Source organism: Sphingomonas sp. A2-49 (assembly GCF_025548555.1).
GTDB lineage: Bacteria > Pseudomonadota > Alphaproteobacteria > Sphingomonadales > Sphingomonadaceae > Sphingomonas.
Map to the genome: position 1 here is coordinate 1 of NZ_JAJLPA010000054.1, position 283 is coordinate 283.

Annotated in this window: 1 pseudogene; it reads left to right on the top strand. The window is 57.6% G+C overall.

The features are described from left to right. Window positions 1-58: 58 nt before the first annotated feature. Window positions 59-283, top strand: a pseudogene (locus LPN01_RS19030) (hypothetical protein); the annotation flags it as partial.

Below are 283 nucleotides of genomic sequence, written 5' to 3' on the forward strand. Positions count from 1 at the left end.
TTTGTGTTGACGACAGAGCCTCAGCCTTTTGGCCATTGGCAAAGGTCAAGGACGGCCAATGCCGCAACCAACCTATGCCGAGGTGCATTTCCTCGTCGGCGCGGATCGAGTGCCGATATCGGAGCGATCGATGACGACGGTGGCAGCGAAGCAGCATCCGAGTGCCGATGATCGCGGCAAGCATGCGAACAGTCCGATTGATATCCCAGCAAGGGGTTGGAAGGACGTGTTGGTCCGCGCCTGGAAGGAGGGTTCGGCTGACAACATCAGTCTAATTGCATCC